Genomic DNA, 19,430 nt, shown 5'->3' on the forward strand with positions numbered 1-19,430 from the left:
CCTACTCCTCCACTTCCAGACGAATCAACCCAGCTTCAACCGCGGCACGTAAAAACGTGCGCGGGTCCATAAACGGTACCTCGACGCCATGCTGTTCGTGCCACCGCTCGGCCAGACGCCGCATGTACTGTGGCAGCGTCTCGTGCGAGAAACCGGCCTGGTCTCTCATCTGCCGAACGATGTCTCGCCAGCTACCTCTAAGGACATGGCCGTCGGAGAGTCTGATGACGCGCACACCCTCGCCGTCGGTAGAGCCTTCGAACAGCTCCAGCTGACTGGGATCGTAGTAGTGCACCGGATCCGTCGCACCCATGCTCGCTTCGACGTCGGCGAGAAGACGATCGATTGGGTCCTCGAGCTCTTCAAGTTCTCCTAGCCGCTGCTCCCACGGAGCCAGTCGGGAGTCACCCGACTCGAGGTGCCACAGCGTTCGCTTCAACTCCATGAGCCGCCACACCGCAAGTGGGTCCCAATGCCCTTGGGGCGGTACTCGCTCCAGCTCCCGCAAAGACCCCTCCCAATCGCCGCGGTCATACAGGAGATGACCGAGGTACACACGAGCTTCATGGAGGTCTGCGTCGAGTCGCAGAGCACGGCGGATCTGCCGACCCGCTCCGACATCATCACCAAGCCTGTGGAGCGCATAGCCGAGGGCCGCCGCGGCTTCGGCACTGTCGGGACGCCCAGCCGCCGCCTTCGCAAACACATCCCGGCATTCGCCGTACATGGCTGCCCGATACAGCGCCCGTCCCATGGTCAGCATGAGCTCGATGTCGTCATCGAATCCGAGCGCAGCAACCTCATTGAAGAGGCGCAACGCCTCCGCTCTTTCTCCGAAAAGGAGAAGGGTTTCGCCGAGCCCCACCAGAGCGTCTTCATGCGAGGGATCAAGCACCGCCGCACGCTCGAACGCGTGGCGAGCCCAAGCATATTCCTCCCGGACCAATCGTGCATACCCAAGGCCGACGTAGAGTTCTACGGCGTTAGGATGCGCGCTGAGACCCTCTTTCAACATCTTGAGGGCCCCATCATAGTCGCCGTCATTGTAGAGCTTGTGCGCCTGCTCGTCGTATTCCTCTGAACTGAGGAACCCTTCGGGCATGTGGTTAAGCTCCCTCGTCGACCACAGGGTCGGACTCAATGGTGTGAATGCCTCCCAAGTTAATGCGCGAATTCAGGCGGTACCACCCTGATTCAGACCGGGAGAATGCGCGATCAGACCTTCGCGAAAGGAATCCCGCAGCTTCCGCAAACGATCTCTTTGCCGGCCCGCTTGAGAGACGTTTCAGGGCCATGCCGAGGGCATTCCATCTCCTCGCCAGCGGCGAGAGCATCCTTGACGGTCTTACGCTCGGTACGCGTCGCCTTGGGAATCGGTAATTCGTAGCGCAACGAAGAGACGCTGCACTCAAAAATGCCCATCGCAGAGCCACCCTCGAGCGAACGAACTCCAAGCAAAATCAGAAAGCCCCCGTTTGGAGACTCCATCTGATTACCTGCGTAATACAGCTTAAGCAGCTGCCGCGTGTTCCCCAGCTGCAGTACGTCTCCCAAGTTCACCCCCCCTGTTCACCGTCAGACTGTGGCGTGCGCTACACACACCGAAAAACCCGTGGAACCCCTGATAAAAAGTGGGCGCAATTATAGAGGGATGGATCCCGTTCCGCTACCCACATGCCATGTCGCCTGGCCAACAAAATTCCTGAAGGCAAAATCACAAAAAAACGGAGGCCGGGGCGCTGTGCGCCCCGCCTCCGGTGTGCCTGCCGAAGCATGCCCGATCAAGCGACCGCGGCATCCTCCATCGACTTCGAGGCACTAGCCGAACCGTGTGCGATGGCCGGCTTGCAAAAACGAATGCCGATCTGGTGAAGATTTTTAAGATCCGCATCGCCCAAATCGGGATAACGCTCCCCAATGTAGTCGATGGTCTCGTCCATCCAGTGCTTCTGATCTTCGACTTCCGCCCGAAGAACTCCACAGCGATGCACGTGACTGAACAGCTCGTCACGGGCTCGATCAAGCAGCTTCTCGTGGGACAAATCACCCTCCATTCATCGTATTGGCACAAGCACGCCTTCAGCGCACCGGGTCGTGATCTTAGCTTCAGCGGTATAACGTAACCTTGAATCGAATTCAGATATACTGGAGTCGTGGTGGTACGCTCCGAAGGTCCAGACGCGGTCGAGCTTGAGGTATTCAGACACCTCTTCACAGCCTTGGCGGAGGAGATGGGAGCTGCCCTAAAACGTGCTTCCTTCTCTCCGAACATCAAGGAACGCAGAGACTACTCGTGCGCGCTGTTCAGCCCGACGGGCGAAGCGGTCTCGCTTGGAGATCACATGCCGGTGCACCTGGGGGCGATGCCCATGAGTGTGGAGGCAGCTCTGTCCGAGCTTGGCACGCTCAACCCAGGCGATGTCGTGATTCTGAACGACCCCTTTCGAGGCGGCACACACCTTCCCGACATCACGCTCATTTCGGCGGTCCACGACGATGCCGAGGCATTGCTGGGTTACGTGGCGTCGCGGGCACACCACAGCGACGTCGGCGGATCGACTCCGGGCTCAATGCCGCTCGCCCGAGAGATCTTCGAGGAAGGCCTGCGCATTCCTCCCGTGTTGCTGTACAGGAAACACACCCGAAACGACGCCCTCTGGCTGACCCTCCTCGCAAACGTCCGCACACCGGTTGAGCGGGCCGGAGATCTCGACGCACAGCTCGCCGCACTTCATACCGGCTCGACCCGCCTGCTCGAGATCGCCGCGAGGCGGGGCGCACAAGCGACGCTCGCCGCAATGGATGCACTGATCGCATATGCAGATCGTCTCGTCGCGGCAGGTCTCTCCGAAATTCCAGACGGGGTCTATGTCGGGAAGGACTCCATTGAGGATGACGGATTCGGTTCGGGGCCGGTCCCGATCATTGCCACCATGACACTGAAGGCTGACCGGCTCACGATTGACTTCGCGGGCACCTCACCTCAAGTCCCGGGTGGAGTAAACGCCGTCGCGGCAATCACCTCGTCGGCCACGAGGTACGTGGTGCGCTGCGTCGTAGAGGCACTCCTTGGCGAGCCTCTACCGGCTGGCGGTGGATCGATGTCCGCAGTCGAGCTCGTCCTCCCCGAGCGAAGTCTCGTCAATGCCGGACCGCCTGCCTCGGTGGCTGCTGGAAACGTGGAGACGAGTCAGCGCATAACCGACGTGCTCCTTCGCGCCTTCGGCGAAGCTCTCCCGCATCTGATGCCCGCGCTGTCCCAGGGGACGATGAACAACACAACGGTCGGAGGAACGGACCCGACTACCGACAAGCCCTTCGCCTACTACGAGACGGTAGGTGGTGGCATGGGCGCTGGCCCCTCCGGACATGGCCTCAGCGGCGTTCACGTACACATGTCCAACTCCCTCAACACGCCGATCGAGGCACTGGAGCACGCGTATCCTTTCCGCATCACCGCCTACGGTATTCGTCGCGACTCGGGCGGATCAGGCCTTCACCGGGGTGGCGACGGCCTGAGGCGCGATCTCCAGGTACTCTGCCCGGCGCGAGTGGCCCTGCTTTGCGAACGGCGAATCGTTGGTCCGTCGGGTATGCAGGGCGGCAGCGATGGGGCCACCGGCGAGAACGTCCTGATTCGAGATGGGGTAGAGCAGCATCTCGACGGAAAGACGACCTTTTCTGTCGAAGCCAATGATGTGATCAGTATCCGATCGCCAGGCGGCGGCGGATGGGGCACACCCTCCAGCCCGAACTCATAAAGGACAGGAATGCATCTCCGCTTTTCGGCCGTTTGCGATGACGCTCGGCCCACAACCGAAGGCAAGATCGACATCCACGGCGTGTTCCACGACCTCTCCGCGCCAGGATTCCCCGCGAAACAAGATCGCCTGGTTCTCGTCCTCGTGGTCGAGTGGACTCGTGAGGATCATGGTCGGTACCTCTTCAAGGCAGACCTCGAAGACGATGATGGAGACATCTCGCTAACGGTCGAAGGCGAGACTGAGGTACACCGCCCGGAGGAGGACCAGCCGCCGGCCCGAAGCCAGCTCATCATGCCGATGGAGGGCGTGATCTTTCCGCACGCAGGGCAGTACACCTTTCGGGTAAAGGTGAAGGGCCAGACACTCGAGGGGCCGGGCGTCTATCTGATGGAGGTTCCGGAGGGCCAGGCAACAGCCTGATGTCGGGCAGGGCCTCCCTCGAAGGTCGCATCACAAAGCGTCTGCCCACGGGGTACGAGGACGTACGGTCGGGAACGGGCAGAGCTTGGGTCTGGGGAAATTCCTCCGAATGGTGTACGGCCGTCCTAGCTAAGGGCCGCACGCTGCACGACTGGGCCGTTGATCGGGAAGAGACGATCCCCTACTCCGGCCGGGGGCTAGTCTACTCGGTTCCAGCCGCTGCTTCTGGCCCCACGGCTGCTCCTCGATGGGCCGTCAGGCATTATCGCCGCGGGGGCGCGATGGCCATGCACATGTCGGACCGGTACCTGCGCACTGGCCATCCGCGACCCTTCCGCGAGCTCGAAGCTTCGGTGGTCGCAGGACGCAGAGGGATACCCACGCCGTCCGTCGTGGCCGGAGCAACGTATGCCGACGGCCCCTACTACCGATGCGACCTCGTCACCGAGGTCGTACCTTCAGCCAAAACACTGGCCGACGTGCTTCAGGAAACGGACGGAACGCGGGGATGGCTGGTTGCCATGGCTCGTGCGGGCGGACTGATTCGTCGGCTCGGGAGCGCCGGGATCTTCCACGTTGACCTCAATGCTCGGAACGTCCTGTTGCAAGAGTGGCAAGATAGTTCTCGCCCAGAGGACGACGCAGGCGCCTGGGTGATCGACCTGGACCGTGCCCGCATCTTCTCGCGACAAGCCAAGTCGGCTGCGGAGCGCATGCAGGTTCGGCTCACCCGCTCTATCATAAAAATCGGCACGCCTACCGGGGAGGCGCTTCGGGACTCGGAAATCGAGGCAGCACTCACGACGCGCCTGGAAGAACTGTGAGGGAGTCGGTACCGACCACCACGCTCGGAGATCTGGGACCCGAAGGCTGGACCGGTCCGCCGCCCCGCGAGATCTGTATCGTTATGCTCTCCGCCATCGGAGATGCAGTGCACGTATTGCCGGTTGCCGCTGCGTTGAAACGGCACTGGCCCGACTGCCGGATAACCTGGGTGATACAGCCGATCCCGTACCTGATGGTCCGAGATCACCCAGCGATCGATGATTTCATCGTGTTCAACCGATGCAAGGGGTGGAAAGCCTTGGCTGGCTTCCAGGAGATCCGGCGTGCGATGCGTGGGCGCCACTTCGATCTACTGATCGGACTCCAAGTGTACTTCAAGGCCGGACTGATCACCTGGCTGGCTCCGGCGCGGATCAAGCTCGGATTCGATCGACTCAGGGCGCGAGACGGGCAGTGGCTTTTTACGAATCGTCAAATCTCGGCGAGCGGCCAGCACCACGTGCAGGATCAGTACTTCGAGTTTCTCGAGGCGCTCGGCATCGACCCGCATCCCGTGACCTGGGACATCGACTTCACCACCGAGGAGCGGAACGCGCAGAAAGCGTTCTTCGCTTCGCTGGATCGGCCCGCGTGCGCGGTCGTGGTCGCTACGAGCAAGCTCGAAAAGAACTGGACGGCCGAGGAATACGCGCGCGTACTCGAAGGCATCGAGGATACTCATGGGATGCGACCGGTGATCGTCGGCGGACCTTCGGACTTCGAGCGTCAGATGACGGACGAGGTGATCGCTAGGACCGGCGCCGACGTGAAGGTCGAGCTTGGGAATGACCTCAGGCGACTCATGTGGATCATCGACGGTAGCGCGTTGTTGATCTCACCCGACACAGGCCCCCTGCATATCGGGCGGGCCCTCGGCACACCGACCGTAAGCCTCTTCGGATATACCAACCCGAGACGCTCGGGCCCGTACCGAGCCTTCGAGGACATCGTCGTGGACGGCTATGCCGCATACCCGGGGGAGCCCTATCCACCGATGCCCGAGTACCGCGACGGGATGGAACGGATCACCGTGGACGATGTGTTGGCGAAGGTGTCGTTGGCCATCGACAAATATGTCAGCCCCATGAACATGAAGAGGAACTCCGGCAATGAGTGACACGGCGGGAATTCGCCTCGAGTCCGCCACCCAGACGTTTGCGCAAGCCGCGCCGGACGACAGCCACCGCGCCAGAGTGAACCGCCGCGATTCTGACCGGCGCTGAGGTCATGTCATTGCCCCATGCCGAGAGAGCCGTCTCGTTACCCGCCTCTTTAGCCAAGGCCATCGAAGCAGCTCTCACGGCACGCGGCGCCTAACAGGACGCTGAACCGTACGACCACAAAACCCTCACCTGAACAGCACCGATCCGGAGGGGCCTGAGCTATTCCCAGAACGCTCTCGCTGAGAGGATCGCAAACGCGGCAAGCGCACCCAGGGACGCCTCCCATTCTCGATTGCGCCGATACTGGGGCCACCCGAAGCCCTCCGTCTGCCCTGCCACATCTCCGGGCGGGCAGTAAGGCGTGAACCGTGGGACGAAGCCGGGCACGGCCGATGCGTAGGCGCCGTACTCGGCCGGGAACAGTTCATTAAGGTGCGCCGCCTCACCCGCCATAGTGCGCGTGTAGACCGCCGTGTAGAAGGCGAGAAATATGAGCGGCCAGACCCAGTGACCTCCTGCAACGGCCACTCCGGCGCCAATGAAAAAACTCCCCAGGTAGAGGGGATTCCGCGTGAACGCGTAAGGACCTGACGTGGCCAGTTCCTCGTCTTTGTGGATCGTCCCTGCGGACCAGCCTCGAATGAACAACCCCAGCACGGTTAGTGCTGCCCCGACAACAAGAAGTTCAACCGTCGTCGTCGCAAACAAAAAGAATGGGATGACAATCAGGCGCACCCACTTCAGGCGCATCCGCCGCATGGTTGCGGCCATCTGTTATCGCCGACCCTCTGGCTGTGCCTGAGCCCGCTGCGCCTGGCCATCTGCGGCGGCAGCACGGGAATCCGGGTGCAGCGGCACGCCCTCCTGGACGGACCTTAGGTGCAGCGTCAGCGAACCCGGGAAGTTCGGAATGTCTGACTTCACGTACACGGGAATCCGTCGCTCATCGTCCGTCAGGTGGATCTCCGCACTGCCACCTTCTGCGAAGAGTCCGGAAGACCGGATCTCGGGCGCGACCACGATCGTGTTGTAGCGAACACCTTCCGTTTCCCGCTGGTCTCTCCGGAGGACCCGTACGGTGACCGGGTTCCCGTCGTCTTTGAAGTAGCGGTTGTACGTATACGACTTGCCGACTTCGAGCGGGAGCGTCCGCAAGAAGTAGATGAACGCGATCTCGTCGAGCGGGAGCGCCGAACCGAGGTCACCCGCTTCGTCATTGTCCTGGCGTTCCCACCGCATCCGATCAGGGAAGAACTCCCAGTGTCGGTAGCTCTGGTAGCCCACTTCATCGATGTCGCGGATATACCGCCAGGTCTGGAGCGTGGAGACATCGAACCAGCTCTGGTAGACGTCGTTCACCTTCGCCGGACCCAAGCTTCCCCGAATGGTCATCTCGACCTTATAACTGGGATTGCCGTCGTGGTCCTCGACCCCGGTCACAGCCATGTAACCTTCACCCACACCAAAAATTCCGACCTTCACTTTGTAGACGAGATGCTCACCCGGCCCGAATGGCGCGCGCGCCGCAAAAGGATCCGCTGGCACGTCGGCTTCCGTTGTCACGCCACTCGCGTCACTCAGGCCGTAGGCCGAACGGAGCGAATCAACGACCAGGTCCCGAGGCGTCTGAGCATGCGACGCCATGGGCAGAAAAACGAACCAGGCAGCAGCGACCACAACGGACAGCCCCATCGACGCCAACACGCGGCGGCCGATTAGACCCTGCGGGTTCACGCAGCCTCCGGACCCACTGGCGGCCACTTGGACGCCGGCAACTTGGCCAACTCGAAGAAAGTCTTTAACGGGCGAAAACGGGTCGGGCGCGCCTGTAGATCGTAGCGCCTCCGAAACGGCACCTCTGAGATTCGACGCGCGTAGGGCACAAGCGCCGTGAGGAGCTCGAGGTTGGCAGCCCATCCGTCAGAACGGGTCAACGGATCGGATTCGGTCCGATCCCTCAGGGCCTTCTTCAGCACGATGACACGATACGCGCGCAATCCGCCGAGGGGATCGGCAATCGGGGCACCTGACACAACCTTGTTCAGGAACCGCTTAGAAGCCCAGCGCACAGCGCGCACGGCAGGATCCGGGTCTTCGACACCGGTTCCGTCACCCGCAACGATGTCCACGCCTCCCTCCAGGATCTTCACGAGGGTGACGACATCGTCCGGCGACTCCGAGAAGTCCCCCTGCATGACGACCGCACAGTCACGCTTCGGATACGACGCTTCGTCCCGCACATGGCGGAGAAGCTTTTCGACTGAACGACCGTACCCGATGCGCTTCTCAGAGCTGAGAATCGTGAGCGGGACCGATCGCCGATACCGGTGGAGAACCTCAGCCGTATCATCGCTGGACGCATCGTCATGTACGACGATCCGGTAGTCCCGACCGAATTCGCCGATCGCCTTCCGCGTCTTCCATAGGAGGACGCCGATGGTCTCGGCTTCATTGTGGGTGGGAATGCAGACGTAGATCACGATTCTGGCCGTAGCGTCGAAGAGTGAAGTGTAAAGCATCTTAAACTAGCGCTTCTGTCGCTGTTCCTAAGTCGGACGTGTCTTCCAGCGCTTGTGTTGCCAAAAATATTGCTCGGGAGTCTCGCAAATCGCCTCCTCCAGAACCTCGTGGTAGGCGAGCAACAAGCTCCGTGTATCGGCCTCGAGGTCCCCAGTCACGTCGTACTCCAGCCGCCGAGCCTTGAGGAGATAGGTCTGCCGCCACCCTGGGTCCCGAACCGCGAATCCGACGAAAACAGGAGCCCCCGTCCGAAGCGCGAACACGGCCGGGCCGCGTGCCGTCGCGGCATCGCAGCCGAAGAAGGGAAGGAAGATCCCATCGCGATGCGCGTTCTGATCGCCCAGGAGGGCCGCGACGCGCCCGCGGCCCAAAGATCGCAAGACGCCTTTCGGCGCAGCAGCCATCTCGATCACCCGCATGCCAAGCAACTCACGCGTTGTGAACAGGTCCTGCTCGAAGCGGCGGTTCGCCATCCCTTTTCCGACGACATCGATGGGGAATCCCCTAGCGGCGAGGCCCGCTCCAGCCATCTCCCAGTTCCCCAAGTGGGCGGTCAGAACAATAATGCCCTGCTCTTGGTCAGCCGCCTCCTGGACGACGGACAGGTTGTCGAACCGAATGCGGTCCGCGATCTCCGCACAGGACCACCGGTGCATCCGAAACAGCATGGCGGCCTCGCGGCCGAGGTGCATGTAGCACTGGCGCGCCACCCTCCGGCGCCACGCCAGGGATTCTTCAGGGAACGCAGTTCGCAGATTCTCATCGACCACCCGTCGCCGGATTCGAAGCACCGACCCGGCGAGCCAGCCTGTCACCGCACCGAAGCGGATGGCCATTTCCTCGGGCAGAAACGCCCACTTCGCCCTAAGTAAACGAAAGGCCAGGTGCTCCAATCGATGCCGGAAAGGGACCGTCACCGCGTCAGGAGGCCCGCTCATTCCGCGACTCGCACGTCCTGAAACTGGAGATCATACAACCGCTTGTATCGGCCGCCTTGCGCGATCAGTGTAGCATGATCTCCACGCTCCACGATCTCGCCTCCGTCGAGAAGCAGGATCTGATCGGCCCGCCTCACGGTCGAGAGTCGATGCGCCACGACAAATACGGTGCGCCCCTTGAGAAGGCGTTCGATTGCATCCTGAATCAGCCGTTCCGACTCGGTATCGAGGGCGCTCGTCGCCTCGTCAAAAATGAGGATCGGTGGATCTCGTAGCAGCGCCCGGGCAATCGCGAGCCGTTGGCGTTGCCCTCCCGAGAGCTCGACCCCTCGTTCTCCCACCACGGTCTCGTACCCATCCCCCATCGACGCGATGAATTCGTGTGCGTTGGCGGCACGCGCGGCGGCTTCGACTTGCTCCAGCGTCGCATCCGGTCGGCCGTAAGCGATGTTCGCTCGCACTGTATCGTGAAACAAAATCGTGTCCTGAGATACGATCCCCAACAGACCGCGCAGGTCCGCGACGCGGAGGTCACGAACGTCCCGGCCATCGATGCGAACTGCACCTGACCCGACTTCGAAAAACCGAGCAAGGAGATCGACTATTGTGCTCTTACCCGACCCACTCGGCCCAACCAGCGCGATGACGGACCCTCGCGGCGCAGTGAAGGATACGTCCCTCAGGGCCGGAGCCTCGTCGCGGTACGAGAAGCTCACTGAATCGAACTCGACCGCCTCACCGAATGCTGCGAGCGGGGCGGCATCCACCTTGTCCTGGATCTCGATCGGCGCATCGAGAAATTCAAAGACGCGTTCTGCTGCAACGAGTCCCGGCTGAGCGGTCGCCGGAAACTTCGCAACGTTCTTCACCGGGGCATACAACTTCAGAGATAGGCCAAGGAATCCCACAAAGTGTGCTCCGGAAATTTCTCCACCTACCACTAACCGCGCCCCGTACCAGAGCAGAATCACCGTCCCGGCAGCCGCCAGCATTTCGGTCATCGGTGCGGCAAGCGCGCGGGCAAGCTCGGCCCGCATGAACTGCGAGAAATACTCACGGGTGAGACCGTGGAAGCGCTCCTGCTCTCGCTGCTCAGCAGAGGACGACTTCACCAGACGAATACCCGCCAACGTCTCGAGGATGTGTGAATTCACCTCAGCGCCAAGGTGCAGCACCCGCCGATCTCGACGGCGCAGCACGTTCACGAGCGGGCCCCATACGCCCATCGCAGCGGGGATTACGATGAATGCTGCCACCGTGAGCTTCCACGAGATCAGGAGCATCATGAACAACGCCACGATGAACTCGAAGACGGCGGACACCATCCGAGACATCTCCCGAGTCACCAGCATTCGGAACTGCTCGATTTCCGTCGTGAGGCGACTCACAATCTGCCCCGTCCGGGTGCGGCCAAAAAAAGTCAGGTCGAGTTGCACCATGTGGTCGTACACGGTGTCCCGTAGGTCTCGATTCACCCCCTGCTCCGCTCTAGCAAGCAGGTAGGTGCGACTGAATGCGAAAAGATTTTTGAAAAAAAACACGCCGATGATCAGAACGATAATCTGGCCGATCGCTACGAGCGGGTCGCCCTCGAGATCGACCCACCGATAGACGCTTCCGTCCAGCAGGCGCTGCATCGCGCTTCCGCCTCCTGCCTGGGAGGCGCCGCCACCGATGAAGAGCGCCTCGACGAACGGAATAAGGAGCACATATACGGCCGAGTCGAACACCGCGTAGAGAGCCGCCGCCCCGACCGCGAGCATGACTGTCCGGATCTGGGGCCGCAGAAATGTCAGAATCCGACGGTAGAGCACCACGGCAAGAGTCGTCCGATCGCCGCGGCTACGGCCGCGGTGTAAGGCTGACGACCGGTACAATCATCTCTTCGGGACTGATGCCGCCGTGAAGGAATGAGTTGCGGTACCGCGCTTGGTATTCGCGGAGCTTCGTCGGATACACGAAAAAATAGTCATCCCGCGCCACCAGATAGGACATTCCGAGCCGGCCTGCCGGGAGACGGAGATCCTTCTCGTCACGCGTGGTGAATGCTGTCGCCCCTACCTCGGCGCGAAGGTCCTGTCCGAACTTGTAACGGAGATTGCTGGTCGCGTCCCGTCGCGCGAAGACCGTCGACGGGTGCTGACAAAGAATCGACCCGTGGTCTGTCGTGAGAATGACCTTGTGTCCTCGCCGGGCGGCCTCACGCAACACGTCGAAGGCAGTCGAGCGCTCGAACCAGGCTCTCGTCAGGTCACGCAGCGCGGCTTCGTCGCGGGCGACCTCCATGAGAATCGGAGACTCGGACCGACCATGGGTCATGAGGTCTACGAAGTTGAAGACCAGGGCGATCACGGTGCCCGGTGTCTTGAGCGCAGAGTTCACGCGGCTGCGGACCTGCGCCCCCTGCCGATCAGAAAATATCTTGTCGTAGTGGACGGGCACATCGCGGCCAGTCAGTCGCTTGAGCTGCTCCGTAAGAAGCTCATCCTCGAACGCATTGAGACTCCCTTCATCGTCCGAAGGGTTCCACCACTCGGGGCGCTTCTGCGCGATCTCATCCGGATACTGTCCGCTGAAGATCGCGTTGCGCGCATACGGAGTCGCTGTCGGGAGGATGGAATAGTGATAGGTCTCCTCGATTTCGAAGTACTCCGCGAGGAGCGGTGCCATTGCACGCCACTGATCCAAGCGCATGCAGTCCAGGACGACGAAATAGACAGGGTCCGTGCCGAGACGTGGCACGAGAAATTCACGGACGAGATCGACAGAAAGACGAGGTCGGTCCGCGGAGTCCTGCACCCATTTCGGATACTCCAAAATGACCCACGCTCCAAACTCCCTCCGGAGATCGACGACCATCGAATGAACCGTATCGAGCAGGCCCTGCTCACCAGCCTCCCGCAACCGGAGCTGCCAGTCCACGAGTTCGGTATAAACCTGGGCGAACTCATCTGCGGTCGCCGCGGACTGCGCCTTCTGGGTCAGTGCGCCGAAGCCGGACGCGAAATCCTGCGCCGCGCGTTGCTGACGGATGGAGGAACCTTCGAGAATCCGCGTGACGACTGAGAGGACCTGCCGCGGAGACGTGGGCTTCACGAGATAGTCGTCCACGCGTCGACCGATCGCCTCGGTCATCGTGTGATCCTCTTCCGATTTCGTGACCATTACGACGCGCTGATGCGGGTCCGCGCGGCGCATGATTTGGAGCACCTCAAAACCGCTGCGGCCCGGCATCTGTTCGTCGAGAAGCACGAGGTCGTAGGGCGCTTCGCGGATGAGCTCGAGCGCATCGTCCCCATTCGAGACGGCGTCCACGTGATAGCCGCGCGCCTGAAGGAACAGCAGGTGCGGCTTCAGAAGGTCGATTTCGTCATCGACCCACAGGATGCGCTTCTTTGGACGGACGTTCTGGGGCATGGTGGGAAGCTAAGTGAGGGGTCCCTTGAACAGCACCCGCAGCCGCTTCGACAATTCGTCGCGCACCTCGCGGAACGCCTCGATATCATCGGCTGCACTCCCGACCGCCGCTGCGGGGTCGGGTAGCCTCCAGTGCAGTCGAGAGACCGGTTCCAGCCATACCGGGCAGACTTCCTCTGCGCAAAGTGTGATCACGGCTTCCACGGGGAGCTCGACCTCATCGATCCCAATCGAGCGATGCGAGGAGATGTCGAGTCCGATCTCGGCGAGTGCCTCGATGGCCTGAGGCCGTAGCGCCGTCGGCGCGGATCCCGCCGACGAGATCCGCACGCCCGCCGGGGCGAGTGACCGAGCGAGCCCCTCGGCGAGCTGGCTGCGCGCCGAGTTCGCGACACACAAAAACAGGATATGGCTGGGTGCCAGAGCGCGGAGAAAGGCTGCCTCGAGGAGCCAGGCCGGCGCATCCGGAGAGATCTCAACGTCACCCACGAATCCGCTGTCGACCCCTTGATGGGCCTCCGTCTCTTTCATGACGAGATCGACACCCAGGCGAACCGCAATCTCGCCGATCTCCTCAAGTTGACTCCCATGGCCGACGCTGTCGTGACCAGTCGCAAGCCGCACCTCGACGACTTCGTTCATCTGCCCTCCAATCTGAGTCAAACCATTCTGATCATCGCACCATCACACACCTGCACGCCCACCTAGAATTCTACATGTCGGCCACCTGAGAGGAATCCGATGGGCCAACTCTTCAGCCTGACCTACCCCACCGCCACCGTGCTGATCGCAATCTGCAGCGGTCACCGGTACGGCTTTGACATCATGGACGCCTCGGCGCTTCCCGACGGCACACTGTATCTACTTCTTCCCCGACTGGAACGGCGCGCTGTGTTGGATGCAAAGTGGGACAGCGCGGAGATCGCGATCAAGAAACAGCGTGCGCCAAAGACGGTACTACACGCTGACTCGGCTCGGCGAGGAATCAATTGCCGAGGCGCTCGATCGCCTTCCGACCCTTCCGAGGATCTTCGGCGCCGAAAGTGGGAGGCGGAAGTCACGTACGCGCGGTAATGAATGAGCAGGGTTGCTACTCTCCCTTGGGTGCATGGACGTCGAGTTGGTAGCCGCGGCATTCCTGATGCTGATTCATGACGGCGCTTTTATACAAAATCAGCGCAACTTCTCCGGTCTCCCGTGGACGGTCGCGATCAGCCTCCTACCCGTATCGATTACGGCGTACTGGATTCCAGCAACATTGGCGGCCGGGGTGAATCCATCTTCCGCGCTTCGATCAGAGTAGGTGAAGTCAGGCAGGCTCAGGAAGGTGGCTCGAATCGGCGCTACATCGTGATCCGGTAGGGGAACCACGACGCGACCGGCTTCCCTTCCTGCACCGCAGGACGGAAGATCCATTCTGCGGCCTCGCTGATGAGGCGACGATTGAAGCTCCGATCCCTCGTGGGCGGGTCCAGTCGAGTCGAGTCAGCCACAACTCGTCCAGCCGCGTTCACGAAGACCCACACCTGAACCTCGGTACCACGGAGGCCTCGGTTCGTCGGAGGGATGATCATGCCCCGCGGAGTTGCCGGCTGAAGTCGGAAGAACCCCTCGTCTGTATTCCCGCCATCTCCCTGGCCCGTAGCGTCCCCCAGTCCCGGCTTCTCCAACCGGCCTGGCTGCTCGCCAAGCACCAAGGCCGGGTCAAACTGTTCCTCCTGTTCGAATTCGACAGGATCGATCTCGACCTCCACCGTGATCGGTGCGGGCGGCGGAATGATCGGGCGGACCGGCGGCGTCCGGACATTGATCGCCTGAAGACCCCCGGCTGCAGCACGATTGTCGCCCGTCCGCGGCCCCGCAGCGGCGAAAGGAGAGAGCGGGCTCACGTTCCCTGGCCAGACAAAGAAGATCAGCAAGTGAAATAGAACGGACAGCAGCAGTCCCGCACGCCAGACTTTTCGATCTCGGCGTCGTCGATCTACTGCGCTGATGTCATGCTGAACAATCATGGATCTCCTTGCCCATGATACTACTGAATCGGGGGGCAACGGGTTTCCCTCGAAAGGGCGGCCTCAGGGTTAATTACCTGGGCGGAGCCCTGAGGAGTGCAGGATTTCTTTACGAAGTCAGCTCACTCGACCCCTCGGCCATGCTGACTCCACCGGTGCTGCTCGGTTCTATCGCCAGTCTCAGGACCTATATGCCCACGCGCCGCGCCGCGCTCGTCAATCCGTTCCAAGCACTCCGGGCCGATTAGCGGTTTACTCTCCATGACGGTCCGGTAGATTTCGCAGTACTTTCTCGGCTCGTATCACGCGAGCCGCTGGTTTTTTCTTCCCCGATGCCACACGGCATGGATCACGCCGCAGTCCGCACCCAGCCTAAAGGTTCACGGCCCAGGGCATACTACGAGCTGACAAAGCCGGGTATCGTTGGGTACGTGATGGTCACGGCGGGTGCGAGCGCCTTCGTGGGCACTAACGGTGACCTGAGTCTGGCGACCGCCATTCACACCATTTTCGGCACCGGACTCGCGACAGCGGGCGCACTTTCGCTCAACCAGTACGTAGAGCGGGACGCGGACGCGGTGATGCACCGTACACGCGGCCGGCCCCTGCCGACCGGACGGCTCGAGCCCATGGAAGCGCTCGCGTTCGGCAGCGCCCTGCTGATGGGTGGACTCATCTATCTGGCTCTCTTCCTGGGTGCGCTTCCCGCGCTGCTCACGGCAGCGAGCGCTCTTCTGTATCACGCGGTCTACACGCCGCTCAAGAGCCGGTCCTACATGGCGACGCTGGCCGGCTCGGTGCCGGGCGCGCTCCCGATGCTCATCGGGTGGACAGCCGGAACCGGCACGATCAATCAGGGTGGACTCGCCCTTTTTGCGATCGGATACTTGTGGCAACTACCTCACGTGCTCGGCCTCGCATGGATGCTCCGGGAGGACTACGCGCGCGTCGGCTTTCAGCTCATCCCGCAGGGCGGAGCCCGGTCGATCGGGCTGCAGATGATCGCCGCGACTGGCCTCCTGATCCCTGTAAGCTGGTTGCCGTCTCTGCTCGGCTACACAGGAACTCCATATCTCGTCGGCGCCACGCTGCTCGGAGCAGCCTTTCTGGCGTCCGCGGTGCGGGCGACCATGAACATGACGGAGGAATCGGCGCGGCGCGTCTTCCTGACGTCGCTGCTTTATCATCCGCTCCTGCTCTGCCTGATGGTGTTCGACGCGATGAGGCTGTGACAGTACCGTCTAGCTGACCGCACCATCTGACTCCGCACCAAGAGGATTGATGTGATCTGTCCAAGCGTTCGTCGGCTCTTCATCGCGACACTACTGATCACGGCGTGCGCTGTGACTCCCGGAGCTACCCACGGTCAGGACCTGGACCGGCCCCGAGCACGAGACCTCGGCATCGTCGTAGGGGTCTTCGATCCGGGAACGCACAACGCGATCACCGATGTAGCCGGGGTCCGAGTCGGACACACGACCGTCATCGAAGAGCCAAACGTGCGCACGGGGGTGACCGCCATCCTTCCACACTCGGGCAACGCCTACCTGTCACGCGTTCCCGCAGCAATCCACGTCGGCAACGGGTACGGAAAGCTTCTCGGAGTGACCCAAGTCCGAGAACTCGGAGAAATGGAGACGCCGATTCTGCTCACGTGTACGCTGTGTGTATGGAAGGCAGCGGACGCCATGGTCGAGTGGATGATCGGTCTCGATGGCATGGAAGCGGTCCGTTCTCTGAACGCCCTAGTGGGCGAAACGAACGATGGTGGTCTCAACGACATCCGCCGACGACCCATCACGCCCGAGCATGTTGTCGCAGCGCTCGAGAACGCTTCGGCCGGTCCGGTAGTCGAGGGTGCAATCGGAGCCGGTGCTGGCACGGTCGCGTTCGGCTGGAAAGGTGGGATCGGGACGAGCAGCCGAGTGCTCCCCGAGAGCCTTGGCGGCTATACCATAGGGGTCCTCGTGCAGTCTAATTTCGGCGGCATCCTCCAGATCGATGGAGCGCCGGTCGGTCAGGAACTCGGCCAGTACGCCTTCTCCTCCCAGGTCGGATCTGATGCAGACTATGACCCACGGGCTGATGTGCAGGAGTGGGGTTCGATCATGATGGTCGTAGCCACCGATGCGCCGCTCTCCGACCGCAATCTGGAGCGGGTAGCGCGCAGGGCGGTCATGGGCCTGTCGCGCACCGGCTCTTACGCCAGCAACGGTTCAGGCGACTACGTCATCGCGTTCTCGACCTCCGAAGCCGTCCGAAGGAGTCCTTCCGGGGGAGTGCGGAGCTTCGACTCGGTCTCGAACGGCGGGATGAGCTCTCTCTTTGAAGCGACCATCGAGGCAACGGAAGAAGCGATCTACAACTCGCTCTTCAAGGCGGAGACGGTCACCAGCAACGGGATGACCGTTGAGGCGCTCCCCGTCGAAGCCACCGTTGAGATCCTCAGGCGTTATGGGGTGGTTCGATGAGCCGACCCAGCGACTTCGACTGGTCGGTCCGAGCACACATCTATCGCAGCTTCGCCGAGACGGGTCAGGCACCGGCGATTCCCGAACTCGCCGCGCTGGTCAGTGGCACCGAGCACCAGGTTTATACCTCCCTCGAGGTGCTCTTCGCGGCACACGAAGTCGCGCTAAGACACGATGGCGGAGGCGTCTGGATGGCCAACCCGTTTTCCGGCGTGCCGACGGACTTTGAAGTCGAGACTCCCTCAATGACGTGCTTCTCGCCCTGTGCCTGGGATGCTCTGGGCGTGGGAGCGATTCTCGACACGGACGCCTGGACGCGCACGCACTGCGCCGAGAGCGGGGAGGCCATGGAATTCGGCGTTCGGGAAGGCCAGGTCGCTGGAGACGGAGTGATCCACCTGGTCACCCCGATTGGGCAGGCGTGGAAAGACATCGGCTTCACCTGAAGCCACTACCTCGCCTTCCGGTCGGAAGGGCATGTTGAGCAATGGTTGACCCGCACCGGGCACCCCCGGGGCGCCGTTCTGTCACTCGAGCAGATGTGGGCGCTCGTGCAGCCCTGGTACGCGGGCCGGATATCACCCTCATGGAGAGGCCGCAGCACGGCACACGCGCAGGCGATTCTCGACGGCGTCGGACTCGAAGGGCCCTTCTGGAAGCTCGGATAGTCAGTCCTTTCACCGAATCCACCTCAGGATTCCAGCGCGTACCCCACTCCAGAAGCGAGTACTGACTCGATCTCTTCCCTGGCAAGCCCCGCCTCTTCGAGAACCTCGCGGGTGTGCTCACCGAAGAGCGGCGCGCCACGATCTGAAACGACGGATCGGTCATCGATCTTCACCGGATTCCCGACGGACCGGACCGGACCAAGCCTGCTGTGATCGACCTCCAATACCATGTCACGAGCGAGCGTTTGTGGGTGCTCGAGCATCTCTCCAATCGATGCGATCGGCCCCGCGGGGACTCCGGACTCGGTCAAGCGAGCGAGCCACTCATCAGATTTACGCGCGCGGAATTCCGGCGAAACCTCTTGGATCAGAGCAGGGAGGTTTCGCATCCTGTCCGCGTTGGTGCCGAAGCGTTCGTCCTCGCCGAGGTCAGGGCGGTCGATCGCCGTTGTCAGGCTGCGCCATGTGCCCTCATTGGACGCACCGACATTGATCCAGCCATCGGACGTTTCGAACGCCTGATACGGAGCGGCCAGCGGGTGCGCCGTACCTAACGCACCTGGCGACGTCCCTGACGCGAGCGAAATAGCGCTCTGCCAATACGTGTGCGCGATCCCGGCCTCCAGCAGAGACGTGTCAACAAGGCGCCCCTGCCCCGTCCTTGCACGCTCGAAGAGCGCGGACGCAATTCCAAAGGCAGCAAGAATACCAGCGGTGATGTCCGTGACCGGCGCGCCGACCTTCACGGGGCTCCGCCCACCTCCCTCCCCGGTTACGCTCATCAACCCCGAGTAACCTTGCGCAATCAGGTCGAATCCACCTTGATCGGCCAACGGCCCGGTGCGCCCGAAGCCAGTGATCTGGCCGTAAACGAGCCGTGGATTCGCCGCCGATAGCGTCGCCCAGTCTAGCCCCATCCGCTCCATGGTCCCGACGCGGAAATTCTCGATCACGACATCAGCATCGGCGAGGAGTTTACGGACGATCTCCACGCCCTCCTCGGAGCGCAGATCGAGAGCGATCCCCCGCTTGCCTCGGTTGAGCATCATGAACGCCGCTGACTCTCCGTCCACATCAGGCGGTACGAAACCCCTCGTCCCATCCCCGTTCGGAAGCCGTTCGATCTTGATCACGTCGGCGCCCATGTCGGCGAGCATCAGCCCGCAAACCGGGCCAGCCATGATATGCGCCAGCTCGATGACCCGTACGCCCTGGAGCGGTCCAGTCATCAG

21 protein-coding genes and 1 pseudogene are annotated in these 19,430 nt (G+C 61.9%); 10 read left to right on the forward strand and 12 right to left on the reverse strand.

The annotated features are described in order from the left end of the window. Window position 1: 1 nt before the first annotated feature. The 3 genes from OSA81_04180 to OSA81_04190 all read right to left on the reverse strand — a co-directional run bounded on the left by OSA81_04180 (window position 2) and on the right by OSA81_04190 (window position 2,042). Complete coding sequence (locus OSA81_04180) at window positions 2-1,102, reverse strand: tetratricopeptide repeat protein (protein ID MDE0898193.1); 1,101 nt, start codon at window positions 1,100-1,102, stop codon at window positions 2-4. A 113-nt stretch (window positions 1,103-1,215) separates the two neighbouring features. Then, complete coding sequence (locus OSA81_04185) at window positions 1,216-1,554, reverse strand: hypothetical protein (protein MDE0898194.1); 339 nt, start codon at window positions 1,552-1,554, stop codon at window positions 1,216-1,218. Between the two features lie 227 nt (window positions 1,555-1,781). Then, the gene (locus OSA81_04190) at window positions 1,782-2,042 is read right to left on the reverse strand and encodes a hypothetical protein (GenBank protein MDE0898195.1); all 261 of its coding nucleotides are present in this window, start codon (window positions 2,040-2,042) and stop codon (window positions 1,782-1,784) included. 114 nt (window positions 2,043-2,156) lie between these two features. On the opposite strand from OSA81_04190, the gene OSA81_04195 reads away from it, so the two are divergent. From OSA81_04195 to OSA81_04210, 4 genes are read left to right on the forward strand one after another with little or no spacing between them, the layout of a single operon-like run. Further along, a complete protein-coding gene (locus OSA81_04195) occupies window positions 2,157-3,761 on the forward strand; it encodes a hydantoinase B/oxoprolinase family protein (protein MDE0898196.1) in 1,605 nt (534 codons plus the stop codon). Between the two features lie 9 nt (window positions 3,762-3,770). After that, window positions 3,771-4,184, forward strand: a complete 414-nt coding sequence (locus OSA81_04200; GenBank protein MDE0898197.1) for a hypothetical protein — start codon at window positions 3,771-3,773, stop codon at window positions 4,182-4,184. Continuing rightward, complete coding sequence (locus OSA81_04205) at window positions 4,184-5,008, forward strand: hypothetical protein (protein ID MDE0898198.1); 825 nt, start codon at window positions 4,184-4,186, stop codon at window positions 5,006-5,008. Before OSA81_04200 ends, OSA81_04205 begins: the two co-directional genes overlap by 1 nt. After that, entirely contained in the window at window positions 5,005-6,126 is a 1,122-nt protein-coding gene (locus OSA81_04210) for a glycosyltransferase family 9 protein (protein ID MDE0898199.1), read from the forward strand. The genes OSA81_04205 and OSA81_04210 overlap by 4 nt, the downstream gene beginning before the upstream one ends. Before the next feature lie 265 nt (window positions 6,127-6,391). Here the strand turns inward: OSA81_04210 and OSA81_04215 are convergent, their stop codons facing one another. Genes OSA81_04215 through OSA81_04245 form a run of 7 tightly spaced genes read right to left on the reverse strand, consistent with a single transcriptional unit; the run spans window position 6,392 to window position 13,689 of the window. Then, window positions 6,392-6,943 (reverse strand): isoprenylcysteine carboxylmethyltransferase family protein, encoded by a 552-nt coding sequence (locus OSA81_04215; GenBank protein MDE0898200.1) that lies wholly within the window; start codon window positions 6,941-6,943, stop codon window positions 6,392-6,394. A 3-nt stretch (window positions 6,944-6,946) separates the two neighbouring features. After that, complete coding sequence (locus OSA81_04220; protein ID MDE0898201.1) at window positions 6,947-7,906, reverse strand: DUF3108 domain-containing protein; 960 nt, start codon at window positions 7,904-7,906, stop codon at window positions 6,947-6,949. Next, window positions 7,903-8,691: a glycosyltransferase family 2 protein gene (locus OSA81_04225; GenBank protein ID MDE0898202.1), complete on the reverse strand. Its 789-nt coding sequence runs from the start codon at window positions 8,689-8,691 to the stop codon at window positions 7,903-7,905. Before OSA81_04225 ends, OSA81_04220 begins: the two co-directional genes overlap by 4 nt. 27 nt (window positions 8,692-8,718) lie before the next feature. Then, on the reverse strand, window positions 8,719-9,630 hold the full coding sequence (locus OSA81_04230) for a lysophospholipid acyltransferase family protein (protein ID MDE0898203.1): 912 nt from the start codon (window positions 9,628-9,630) through the stop codon (window positions 8,719-8,721). Next, window positions 9,627-11,447, reverse strand: coding sequence for an ABC transporter ATP-binding protein (locus tag OSA81_04235; GenBank protein MDE0898204.1), 1,821 nt, complete (start codon window positions 11,445-11,447; stop codon window positions 9,627-9,629). The genes OSA81_04230 and OSA81_04235 overlap by 4 nt, the downstream gene beginning before the upstream one ends. A gap of 25 nt (window positions 11,448-11,472) precedes the next feature. Beyond that, on the reverse strand, window positions 11,473-13,047 hold the full coding sequence (locus OSA81_04240; GenBank protein MDE0898205.1) for a response regulator: 1,575 nt from the start codon (window positions 13,045-13,047) through the stop codon (window positions 11,473-11,475). 9 nt (window positions 13,048-13,056) lie between these two features. Next, the gene (locus tag OSA81_04245; GenBank protein MDE0898206.1) at window positions 13,057-13,689 is read right to left on the reverse strand and encodes an arsenate reductase ArsC; all 633 of its coding nucleotides are present in this window, start codon (window positions 13,687-13,689) and stop codon (window positions 13,057-13,059) included. 99 nt (window positions 13,690-13,788) lie between these two features. On the opposite strand from OSA81_04245, the gene OSA81_04250 reads away from it, so the two are divergent. Together OSA81_04250 and OSA81_04255 are read left to right on the forward strand one after the other, a co-directional pair. Further along, window positions 13,789-14,121, forward strand: coding sequence for a hypothetical protein (locus tag OSA81_04250; protein ID MDE0898207.1), 333 nt, complete (start codon window positions 13,789-13,791; stop codon window positions 14,119-14,121). Window positions 14,122-14,134: 13 nt separating this feature from the next. Next, window positions 14,135-14,350 (forward strand): hypothetical protein, encoded by a 216-nt coding sequence (locus OSA81_04255; GenBank protein MDE0898208.1) that lies wholly within the window; start codon window positions 14,135-14,137, stop codon window positions 14,348-14,350. A 40-nt stretch (window positions 14,351-14,390) separates the two neighbouring features. Here the strand turns inward: OSA81_04255 and OSA81_04260 are convergent, their stop codons facing one another. Beyond that, window positions 14,391-15,059 (reverse strand): hypothetical protein, encoded by a 669-nt coding sequence (locus OSA81_04260; protein MDE0898209.1) that lies wholly within the window; start codon window positions 15,057-15,059, stop codon window positions 14,391-14,393. A 14-nt stretch (window positions 15,060-15,073) separates the two neighbouring features. Between OSA81_04260 and OSA81_04265 the strand changes: the two genes are divergently transcribed. The 4 genes and pseudogenes from OSA81_04265 to merB all read left to right on the forward strand — a co-directional run bounded on the left by OSA81_04265 (window position 15,074) and on the right by merB (window position 18,198). Then, window positions 15,074-15,307 (forward strand): hypothetical protein, encoded by a 234-nt coding sequence (locus OSA81_04265; protein ID MDE0898210.1) that lies wholly within the window; start codon window positions 15,074-15,076, stop codon window positions 15,305-15,307. A 96-nt stretch (window positions 15,308-15,403) separates the two neighbouring features. Then, window positions 15,404-16,291 carry a heme o synthase gene (gene cyoE, locus OSA81_04270; protein ID MDE0898211.1) on the forward strand — a complete coding sequence of 296 codons (888 nt, stop codon included), beginning with the start codon at window positions 15,404-15,406 and terminating at the stop codon, window positions 16,289-16,291. A 51-nt stretch (window positions 16,292-16,342) separates the two neighbouring features. Next, window positions 16,343-17,530, forward strand: coding sequence for a P1 family peptidase (locus OSA81_04275; protein ID MDE0898212.1), 1,188 nt, complete (start codon window positions 16,343-16,345; stop codon window positions 17,528-17,530). A gap of 191 nt (window positions 17,531-17,721) precedes the next feature. Next, window positions 17,722-18,198: pseudogene (gene merB / locus OSA81_04280) on the forward strand (organomercurial lyase). A 23-nt stretch (window positions 18,199-18,221) separates the two neighbouring features. On the opposite strand, the gene OSA81_04285 reads toward merB, so the two are convergent. Continuing rightward, on the reverse strand, window positions 18,222-19,427 hold the full coding sequence (locus OSA81_04285; GenBank protein ID MDE0898213.1) for a CoA transferase: 1,206 nt from the start codon (window positions 19,425-19,427) through the stop codon (window positions 18,222-18,224). Between the last annotated feature and the right edge of the window lie 3 nt (window positions 19,428-19,430).

The sequence above is a fragment of the Longimicrobiales bacterium genome (assembly GCA_028823235.1).
GTDB lineage: Bacteria > Gemmatimonadota > Gemmatimonadetes > Longimicrobiales > Gaopeijiaceae > UBA2589.

Coding starts and splice junctions, on each gene's coding strand:
- OSA81_04180 (MDE0898193.1), bottom strand. CDS start 1,102: ATGCCCGAAGGGTTCCTCAGTTCAGAGGAATACGACGAGCAGGCGCAC.
- OSA81_04200 (MDE0898197.1), top strand. CDS start 3,771: ATGCATCTCCGCTTTTCGGCCGTTTGCGATGACGCTCGGCCCACAACC.
- OSA81_04205 (MDE0898198.1), top strand. CDS start 4,184: ATGTCGGGCAGGGCCTCCCTCGAAGGTCGCATCACAAAGCGTCTGCCC.
- OSA81_04215 (MDE0898200.1), bottom strand. CDS start 6,943: ATGGCCGCAACCATGCGGCGGATGCGCCTGAAGTGGGTGCGCCTGATT.
- OSA81_04225 (MDE0898202.1), bottom strand. CDS start 8,691: ATGCTTTACACTTCACTCTTCGACGCTACGGCCAGAATCGTGATCTAC.
- OSA81_04230 (MDE0898203.1), bottom strand. CDS start 9,630: ATGAGCGGGCCTCCTGACGCGGTGACGGTCCCTTTCCGGCATCGATTG.
- OSA81_04240 (MDE0898205.1), bottom strand. CDS start 13,047: ATGCCCCAGAACGTCCGTCCAAAGAAGCGCATCCTGTGGGTCGATGAC.
- OSA81_04245 (MDE0898206.1), bottom strand. CDS start 13,689: ATGAACGAAGTCGTCGAGGTGCGGCTTGCGACTGGTCACGACAGCGTC.
- OSA81_04250 (MDE0898207.1), top strand. CDS start 13,789: ATGGGCCAACTCTTCAGCCTGACCTACCCCACCGCCACCGTGCTGATC.
- OSA81_04260 (MDE0898209.1), bottom strand. CDS start 15,059: ATGATTGTTCAGCATGACATCAGCGCAGTAGATCGACGACGCCGAGAT.
- OSA81_04265 (MDE0898210.1), top strand. CDS start 15,074: ATGATACTACTGAATCGGGGGGCAACGGGTTTCCCTCGAAAGGGCGGC.
- cyoE (MDE0898211.1), top strand. CDS start 15,404: ATGGATCACGCCGCAGTCCGCACCCAGCCTAAAGGTTCACGGCCCAGG.
- OSA81_04285 (MDE0898213.1), bottom strand. CDS start 19,427: ATGACTGGACCGCTCCAGGGCGTACGGGTCATCGAGCTGGCGCATATC.